This window comes from Streptomyces sp. NPDC003011 (assembly GCF_053591515.1).
Genome location: NZ_JBSFTY010000160.1, coordinates 1 through 8,924, shown reverse-complemented (window position 1 = coordinate 8,924; position 8,924 = coordinate 1). Strand labels below are relative to the sequence as shown.

General features: G+C 68.6%; 6 protein-coding genes and 3 pseudogenes. 5 read left to right on the top strand and 4 right to left on the bottom strand.

Annotation, left to right across the window (positions count from 1 at the left end; genetic code table 11):
- From ACWD0J_RS40590 to ACWD0J_RS40575, 4 genes and pseudogenes are all read right to left on the bottom strand, one after another.
- A pseudogene (locus ACWD0J_RS40590) lies at nucleotides 1–460 on the bottom strand (hypothetical protein); the annotation flags it as partial.
- Between the two features lie 51 nt (nucleotides 461–511).
- The gene (locus ACWD0J_RS40585; RefSeq protein WP_451500886.1) at nucleotides 512–1,084 is read right to left on the bottom strand and encodes a hypothetical protein; all 573 of its coding nucleotides are present in this window, start codon (nucleotides 1,082–1,084) and stop codon (nucleotides 512–514) included.
- Entirely contained in the window at nucleotides 1,084–3,639 is a 2,556-nt protein-coding gene (locus ACWD0J_RS40580) for a DnaB-like helicase C-terminal domain-containing protein (protein ID WP_451500885.1), read from the bottom strand. Before ACWD0J_RS40580 ends, ACWD0J_RS40585 begins: the two co-directional genes overlap by 1 nt.
- 523 nt (nucleotides 3,640–4,162) lie before the next feature.
- A pseudogene (locus tag ACWD0J_RS40575) lies at nucleotides 4,163–5,404 on the bottom strand (IS3 family transposase).
- A gap of 110 nt (nucleotides 5,405–5,514) precedes the next feature.
- Here ACWD0J_RS40575 and ACWD0J_RS40570 point away from each other — a divergent pair.
- From ACWD0J_RS40570 to ACWD0J_RS40550, 5 genes and pseudogenes are all read left to right on the top strand, one after another.
- Entirely contained in the window at nucleotides 5,515–5,691 is a 177-nt protein-coding gene (locus ACWD0J_RS40570) for a hypothetical protein (RefSeq protein ID WP_451500884.1), read from the top strand.
- Nucleotides 5,692–6,275: 584 nt separating this feature from the next.
- Nucleotides 6,276–7,794, top strand: a pseudogene (locus ACWD0J_RS40565) (Mu transposase C-terminal domain-containing protein).
- The gene (locus ACWD0J_RS40560) at nucleotides 7,791–8,132 is read left to right on the top strand and encodes a hypothetical protein (protein ID WP_451500883.1); all 342 of its coding nucleotides are present in this window, start codon (nucleotides 7,791–7,793) and stop codon (nucleotides 8,130–8,132) included. Before ACWD0J_RS40565 ends, ACWD0J_RS40560 begins: the two are co-directional and overlap by 4 nt.
- A complete protein-coding gene (locus ACWD0J_RS40555) occupies nucleotides 8,066–8,566 on the top strand; it encodes an AAA family ATPase (RefSeq protein WP_451500882.1) in 501 nt (166 codons plus the stop codon). Before ACWD0J_RS40560 ends, ACWD0J_RS40555 begins: the two co-directional genes overlap by 67 nt.
- A gap of 128 nt (nucleotides 8,567–8,694) precedes the next feature.
- Nucleotides 8,695–8,844, top strand: a complete 150-nt coding sequence (locus ACWD0J_RS40550) for a hypothetical protein (protein WP_451500881.1) — start codon at nucleotides 8,695–8,697, stop codon at nucleotides 8,842–8,844.
- The last annotated feature ends 80 nt before the right edge of the window (nucleotides 8,845–8,924 follow it).

The window sequence follows — 8,924 nt, the reverse complement described above, 5'->3', positions numbered from 1 at the left end:
TCATGCAACTCCTGCAGGAGACGGCGTGCCTGCGGGGAGGCGGCCCGCCCGGCCGTCTCCAACACCGCACCAGCAGCCAGCTTGTGGGCGTGGGCAAGGGACGCGGAGTCCGGTTCGGCGAGGCCGACAGTGCCTCGAGGACGGCGGCCTTCGCCTGGGCCTGGTGGACGGTGCAGTCGACGATGTGGGCGAGCCTGTCGGCAACCGCCTCGACAGCACGGAGCCAGCCGTCGTGAACTTGGTCACTGCTGCCGGAGGATGCCTGCGTGTCCAGCTCGATGACTTCGCCATGAACGCCTTCCACGGCGCCGGCCTGGATGGCATCGATGAGGGTGTGTACCTCAGCCGAGCTCGCGCCCGCGGCGGCGAGAAGCTCCGGCACACGATGCTCGGCGTTCGCGGCCGTCTCTCCGTACACGGCGATCAGCGGTAACTTCTGTCGTTCCGGGTTGTCGCTCATGATGTGAATTCCCTTGCTGGGACGGCCGGTTGGCCTGTCTCGTCCGTGCTGCTACCTGACTTCGACGGAGTACGAGGCACCGGAAAACTCCCATCCGTCGGTGCCTTCACCGATGTCCTCGACGATGACGTCGTCGATGAAGTGGTCCTCGAATTCGTCGTCGGTGAGCTCGCCGGCGAGCCAGAGCTCCTCGATCTCGTCCCAGTGGCCCCTGCTGCCGTCGATGCGCAGGGGCGCGGCATCCGGGGTACCGCGTTCGCGTTCGTCCTCGCCGGTCTTGACGACGCCGCTGATCTCGTACTGACCCCGCCTGATGTGGTCAGGGATGGGGTCGGCGGGGACGATGGCTGTGTTCTCGTACGCGGTATGGATGAGGTCGCGGTAGTTGCGGCGGATGTTGTACTCGGAGTCGGACAGCCAGTTGATGAGGGTTTTGGTCGTCACGTGGAGACCAGCGTCCTCCAGGGCCTGCTGCCCGCGGTGGGTCGCGGTGAGCTGGCTGAGCTGGGCGTGCCAGTGCTTGGCTGTGTACGACGACAGCCGGTGGCGAGGGATGACCTGGGAGCGCAGAAGGTCGTTGAGGGCCGCGCCGAGGGAGTCGCCACGGCCTGTGGGGCCGGCCATCAGTCGTCACCTTCGGGGATGATCTCGCCAGACTGGACGAACTTGCGCTTCACTTCGCCGAAGCCGGTTCCGATCCGGTACGTGGACGGCGGCGTGCCGGGCGGAGTCCAGAAGATGGCCTGGTCGACGTTGCGCAACGCGACGAGCGTGTGCCCTTCCTGCACGGCCTTGAACGCGACAGTCCAGTGGCGGACGGATGCTTCCGCGACCATGCTCATGCGCCAGTCCGGCCGCCAGAACGGGGACCGCTGGGAGGGGCGCTTGGGCCACAGCAGTCGCAGCGCGATGGACAGCCGGGTCTTGTACGCCTTGTACGGGTCGCCGCCGACCTGGACGAGCTCGGTGCGTGCCTTGCGGGTGGCCTCATAGAAGGGCTTGAAGAGGGACTCGTTGTACTTCCCGGTCCAGGAGTCGTAGATGGTCGGCATGGCGCCGAGGTGGTTGTCCCGGACGAGTTTCTCCAGTTGCTTGATGTGGGGGGTGGTGACCCACACCCGGCCGTCCTTGTCGGGACGGTCGATGATCCGCCCCAGGGGGTGCGGCATGTCGGTGCGGTTCCACTCCGGGATGTCGATGAGATAGATGCCAGCCCCAGCCTTGTCGTACGCGTCGAGCGGGCCGGTGTGCAGGAGCTTGTTCGGGGCGAGGGGAACGGCCGAACAGGCGGAGGGGAAGCTGCCATTACGGTCGATCATGCACAGCACGCCCTCGCCGAAGGAGTTGGGCACGTCGAGCTGGTCTCGCCGGACGCGCTTGCCGTTCGCCCGGATGTGGGGAACGCGGGTCGCGGTGACGTCGGGGTGGACCCAGCGGGGTTCGCCGTCCATGTGCTCGCTGATCAGCGGCCACGGGCCGCTGTCGCGCTCCTCCTTGCGGATAACGCGGATCGGGTGCATCTTCGAGCGGCCGACCGCGTCCTTGAGGATCTTCAGGGCAGGGAAGACGTGGCCCTCGGGCTCGTCCTCCTCATCCCCCGGCGCCAGGCCATCCTCGTCGCCTTCCTCGTCCTGCGCCACGTCGTCCTGTGCCTGTCCACTGTCAGCCGGGGCCTGGACAGTGGCACCGGCAGCAGCGGACTGGCCGGCGCCGCCGGCGGACTCGGGCCCGCCGTAGGGCCGCAGCGCGACGGCGAGGCGGTGCCCCTCATGCGTGTCCGGCATCTCCGCTACCGCTGCGGCGGCCTGGAGCAGCGCCGGCAGGATCTCCTTCAGTGCCTCCCGGTCGCCGCTGGCAACCGCGGTCCGCCATGCCGCCAGCTCGTGGGTGAGGGCGGCGGGGATCCCTTGGTGTCCGCCAGACGTGTAGGGAAGGGCGGCTTCGGCCAGTTCCAGCGCCGCCGTTCCGCCGGTGGCCGGCGAGGGGCCGGGGCCCGCCGGGCTGTGGGCGCGGTCGAGGGGGGCGGCTCCAGCGTCGAGGAAGCGGGCGTGGAGCAGGTCGGGCTGCAGGTACGCCGAGCCGATCGTGCCGAAGTCGCGCTCCGCGACCGTCACCTGGACCTTGGCAGGGTCCTCGGTCGGCGAGAGCGTCAACGTGACGTCGGCGTCCAGGAGACCCAGGAGCGCGGGATCGTCGCTGTCCACGATGGCGAGAACCGGCACGTGCAGCGTGCGCGCGAGTGTGGCCAGTACCTGGGAGGCATCCGGGAGACGGTCCCCGGACAGCGGCAGGCGGGCGCTGCGGGCGGCCTGCAGGCGGTCCACGACCACGAGGGCCAGGCCATCCATGTGCGGGGCGGTCTCCCTGATGTCCTCGGCGGTCAGGTCACTGCCGTCATCGATCATCAGGAGGTCGCCGGCCTGGACCAGTTGATGGGCGACCTGCTGTTCATGCTCGGTAAGGCGGCCCTGCTTCAGACGCGGGTAGTCGCCGCCGGTCTCGGCGGAGATGATCCGGCGGAAGATGTCGTCCCGGTTCGGTCCGGAGGCCGCGTACAAGACCATGTCGCGGTCGACAAGCGCTGTCTTCCGTGCGGCCGCCAGACCGAGCAGGCTTCCGCCGACGCTCGGACGAGCTGCAACGAGCGTCAGCTTGCCCCGCTGCAGACCGCCTGTTGCGGTGTCCAGGCCTGGCAGCCCGAAGGTGGGGCCGTCGGCAGGGCCGTCGGTGAGTACGGAACCGATGGCGTCGCCGAGCGTGGCGAGCCTGCGGGGCGTGCTGCCGCGGTCCTGGTTGCCCTTGCTGTTCACCGCACCTCCTGCGGTCGCCGCGCCAGGGTGCGCGGCCGTGTCGGATGAGAGGGCATCTGAGGAGGGGTCGGCGGGGAGCAGTACCGCGACCGGCGTGGTGTTCCGCAGGAGCACCTGAGGTTGGCCTTGGGCCGCCAACGTGACGAGGTCACCGATGTCCTTCTGCGCCGTGCTCAGCACGTGGGCTGGGAAGGCATCGGCTTTCCGGGCTGCCGGGAACCGGTCCAGCGGCGCCAGTAGAGCGCGCACCTTGTGCTTGGTGATCACCGTGGTGCGCCCCTCCTCTTCGGCTAGCTTCACCAGCGCGTACAGCTTGTTCCGCGCCGCGGTCGCGTTGATCGCGCTCTCATCCTGTGGCGACTGGCTCACTCACCCTCCCAGGGCACTCAACTAGCCACTACCATAACAGAACCCACCTATTCAACTTAAGAAGTCACTATGCTTTTTGAAATTTTCACTCACTATTGAGGACTTTGCGGTGTGTGGGTTCACGGGCCGAAGTGCCCCGTTATCTGGGCCGCTGGCCTCCGGGCCCGGCATGACTGGTCCCCCCTGTGGAACGGATGACCTGGGGGGTGGTGTCAGTGCGCCGTGAGGCGCTGCAATTCGTGCGGAGGTGAGAGACCGTCGCCGTCGTCCCTGTCGCAGCAGGGTGATGAAGCTGGGGGCAGCCTGATCCGTGGAGGTGCCGGTGAGGGTGAGAGCGGCCCCGACAAAGCCGGGACGGGCCAGAACTGCCAGATGGCCTGGGTCCGGCGAGCGTGATGGAGAGGAGTACGAGAGGAACCAGCGTCTACGTCTCACACCCCCCGCCGGCTCAAGCCTGTGCAGATATGGGCCGGGTGCGGTGCGTCTTCGAACCGGGTGAATCGCTCCGGGATCGGTGGAGACTCTATGCGTTGACTCCAGCTGCCGGTTGGGGCTGGTGTTGAGCGTAGTAGTTGGTCTCGTGCTCGTGGGGTGGGATGTCTCCGATCGAGGTGTGGAGACGCTGGTTGTTGAACCAGTCGACCCATTCCGCGGTGGCGAGTTCGACGTCGGCGAGGCCGTGCCAGGGCTTGCGAGACTTGATCAGCTCCGTCTGTAGAGGCCGATCTGGGATTCCATGAGCGCGTTGTCCAGGGCGTCACCAACGGTGCCGGTCGAGGCGTCGATGCCGGCCTCGATGAGGTGCGCGGTGAACGCGAAAGACGTGTATTGACTACCCGCGTCCGAATGATGAACCAGCCCTGGCCTCGCGGGAGTTCCGGCACGGTCGCGGCGCCACAACGCCATGTCGAGGGCGTCGAGGACGGGTTTGGCCCGCTTGCTGGTGGCGGCGGACCAGCCGATGATCGCGCGGGAGAACACGTCCACGACGAACGCGACGTAGACGATCCCCGACCAGGTGGCCACGTAAGTGAAGTCAGCCACCCACCGCTCGTTCGAGTGTGACGCGGTGAAGTCGCGCCTGAGCAGGTCACCAGCTCTCTCCCGGCCGTCGTCCCGGATGGTGGTGCGGATCTTCTTCCCGCGTCGGGCGCCCTGGAGGCCGAGGTCGCACATCAGCCGGGCGACGGTGCAGCGGGCCACTGGTATGCACTCGCGGTGCAGCTGACGCCAGACTTTTCGGACCCCGTAGACGCTGAAATTGTCCGCGTGGATGAGGCTGATGTGCGCCTTCAGCTCAGCGTCGCGGACTGTCCGGGTGCTGGGGGTGCGGTTCTTTGCCGCGTAGTAGGTGCTGTTGCGATCTTCAGTCCGTGGCTGGTCAGGACTCGGCAGATTGGCTCGACTCCGAACACCTTGCGGTGCGCGTCGATGAACGCTACGAGCGCTTCGACGGCCGGTCGAGCTCGGCCGCGAAGAAAGCCGACGCCGCCTTGAGGATCTCGTTGGCCCGTCGCAGCTCGGCGTTCTCGGCCTTGAGCCGCTTGATCTCTGCGGCCTGTTCGGAGGTGACGCCGGGCCGCTGGCCGGCGTCCACCTCGGCCTTGCGAACCCAGGTCCGCACCGTCTCTGCGGCACCGATGCCCAGCTTGGTTACGACCGCCTTCATTGCGGACCACTCGGTCGGGTAGTTCGGGCGGACCTCCGCGACCATGCGTACCGCACGCTCACGGAGTTCAGCAGGGTAGGGGGACGGACGTGCCATGACTCGATCCTCTCAGGGAATCGAGCCTCCATCAGACCCGGAGCGGTTCAGGGTTCGGCTCGCTGGACTCCGACCGCCTGGACGCCACCCTTCCTGTCCTTAGCAGCAGTGTGATCCGGGACAAGACCCTCACGGTCATCAGCCACCTGTATTCAGTGGCCGACGCCGTCGATGACGTGCTGTTCGTCGAAAAGACCGCCCAGGGCTCCACGGCCACCTGGCTCACGGAGCAAGAACGCGCCGCAGTCATCCGCGACGGGATCCGGCGCCTGCTGGAACACACCTGAGCAGCACCGGGCCGGCCCACAAGGGCGCCAAGGAGCCCATCCGCCCCCGGGCAGCCTCTTTGGACACCGGTGGCTCTCCTTCCCTTCCTGTGCCCGGCCGATCCCGCACTTCCTCCCGGCGCATCAGGGCGCCCCTGGAAGCCTGCGGCCGGCACTGACAAGCATTCAGCTCAGCGCCGGCCGCGGTCATCCGCCCGATGGCGCCGTAGCAGGACCGGCCGACGCCGGGCCGTCTTTGATGTCCCGGCGTAAGAGTGCTCCTTGGAGCAGCCGGGCCATCGAGGAGCACGCCCCCTTTCCCAGCGAAGTTGCTGACGCTCGCACCCGGCGCGGGCTTACGGCTCCGCCGTGCCCGCCTCCCCTGGCATGACGCCGCGTCACGGCCCTGACGACGGCCGGGGGATGCCCGTGCCGTCCCCCCTCTGGCACCACCAACGCCCCGGGTAGGAACGGCACTTCTGACCCTTTCCACGACTCGTATCCATGTAAGGAGCAGACCGCATGAGTGACTCTTCTGCCGACACACGGGGTGCCGGCAAACCGGTGTTCACCGCCCGCTCGGGGCGGCCGGCCGCGCTGCCGCGCTGCCGCGCTTGCTGTCGCTGGACCAGAGCGGCGAGCTGACCAGCGCACACGTGAAGCTGGTCGCCACGGCCGTGGGCCGCTCGGAGCGGGCGGTGTGGCGGTGGATCGCCCAGGCGCGCGCCACCGGCCACGTCGATGCGGCGTCCCGCACACGGTTCAGCGTCACCCCGGAGCTGCGGCGGCTGCTGGTGCTGTGGGGAGGCAACGCCTCCGCCGTGCACCGTGAGCTGCAGCAGCGGGCCCTGGATGATCCCCGGCTGCCTGCGGCCCCCTCGCTGTCGACGATCCACCGGGCGCTGCGCCGGGACCTGACGCCTGGGGCGGGCCGGGCTCGCCAAGGGGGAGGCCGCCCGGCGGGCCTTCGACGTGTTCGGGCAGCGCCCTCCCACGCACCGCAACGCCGCCTGGGAAGGCGACCACAAGTGTGTGCCCGTGCGGGTATTGCTCGAGGACCAGCTCGTGCAGCCCTGGGTGACCTGGTTCATCGACTGCCACACCAAAGTCATCACGGGGGTGGCCGTAACACCCCACGCACCCAGCGCGGATGCGGTGCTGGCGGCCCTGCGGATGACCCTGGACCGTGCCGAGCCCTTCGGCCCGGCCGGCGGCCTGCCCGGCCTGATCCGGGTGGACCGCGGCAAAGACTTCCTGTGTGCCACCGTGGCCTCGGCCCTGGGCGCCTTCGCCGTGCCCGTCGTCGATCTCCCGGCCTACAGCCCGCACCTGAAAGGCACCATCGAGGCGCTCAACGGCGCGGTCGAGGACATGCTGTTCGTCTCCATGTCGCGCTACGTGCACCGGCAGACGCTCACTGGCGGGCACACCGCGGATCCGGACGAGCCCGCACTCTCGTTCGAGGCGTTCGTGGAGCTGCTGCTGAAGTGGGTGCACTGGTGGAACACCGAGCACCAGCCCAGGGCACTGGGCGGCCGCACCCCGATGCAGGCGTGGTCGTGCGACCCCACTCCCCTGCACGACGTTCCCGCTGGACAGCTGGCCCATTTCGGGCTCGAGGACGACGGACGCACCCGCACCATCACCACGCAGGGCGTGCGGTGGCGCAACCGCCACTACATCGCCCCCTGGATGGTCGGCCAGGCCGGCGTCCGTGTCGCGGTGCGCCACCTGCCCCACCACGACATGACCATCGAGGTCTTCGGCCTGGACGGTGCGTACCTGGGCAGCGCCGTTTTGGCCGAGGCGGCCAGCGAGGAGCAGGTCAGCAAGGTCCGCACAGCCCGCACCGCCAAGGCGCGGCGGCTTCGCGCGGACATGAAGGCCGCGGCACGGCTGCGCCGCGAGCGCTTCGAGGCCGTCACCACCGCCGTCCCGCCCGAGCGTCTGGGTGCGCTGACCGAGGCGGAGGCCGAGGCAGAACTTGCCGAATCGGACGCCACGGACCTGCGGCGGGCCGATCCCGGCTACATCCCGCACCAGCCCGTCCCGGACGGCTGGGCGCGCCCGATCCCACCGGCCGCGCGCGGGCCGGACGACGACACCCCTGAGGAGAACGTGTGAGCGGCGACATGGACTACGGCAGGCTGCCCGCAGAGGACGACGACCACTTCCACCGCCTCGATGCGCACCTGGTGGCCACCAACTCGCTCATGACGACACTGGACGACGTCCAGGCGACGATCGACGCCAAGGCCATGATGGTCGCCTACGGAGCGGCCGGATACGGCAAGACGATGTCGGTGAACTCGGCGCTGCGCAACATCGCCCCCGACAACACCTACCGCCTGGAGCTGCGCTCGGGGCCAACCCCCCCGGCGCCATCCGCCACGGAGTGTTCCACGCCCTGGGGCTGCCCGGGGAACCGCCGACCCGGCCGATCGAATTCGACACCCTCCTGAAGGAGACGCTGTCGCAGACGTTCCGCGTGCTGGTGTGCGACGAGGCCCAGTGGATGGGCCGCAGCTCGTTCGAGTACTGGCGCCACCTGTGGGACGACCGCAACACCGACATCGCGGTGATCTTCGCCTGCGGCGACAACTGCTACAAGGTCCTCAAGCGTGAACCGATGCTGGCCTCGCGGATCTTCATCTGGCAGAAGTTCACACGCATGCCCGAGGACGAGGTCGTCGGCACCCTGCCGGCGTTCCACTCCCTGTGGGCCAAGGTTGCCCCGCAGATGATCCGCAACATCGACCGGGCCGCGGCCCACGGCAACTTCCGCAACTGGATCACCATCACCAAGCACATGCTCAACGGCATGAAGACGAAAGGCCTGACCGAAGTCAGCCAGGACCTCGTCAACTGGGTGTACAGCAAGCTGGGCGGCATGTAGCAGCGGCCGCGGTGCGCGGCGGTCCGGGAAGCGCGGGCCGCCGCCGACGACTTCGCGCGCCGCGCAGACCGGTCCTGGCGTCTCCGCATCCGGGGCAGTCTGTGCGGGGTGTGGCCGGAAGGGAGGCGGTGGCAGTGGTCTACGGCGACGTGACGATCGTGGTGGACGAGCGGGACGACCTGTTCTACACCCGGGCGGCGCTGCAGGCCCACCGGCCCGGGGAAGGCCGCATCACCGTGCAGCCGACGCCGGCCAGCGCTAGCTGTATTGACCCGTGAGGTTGGGGACGCGGCTGGCGGGTGGTTGGCCGTTCAGCGCGGTGTGTCCGCGGTGGTGATTGTAGGTGTGCAGCCACCTG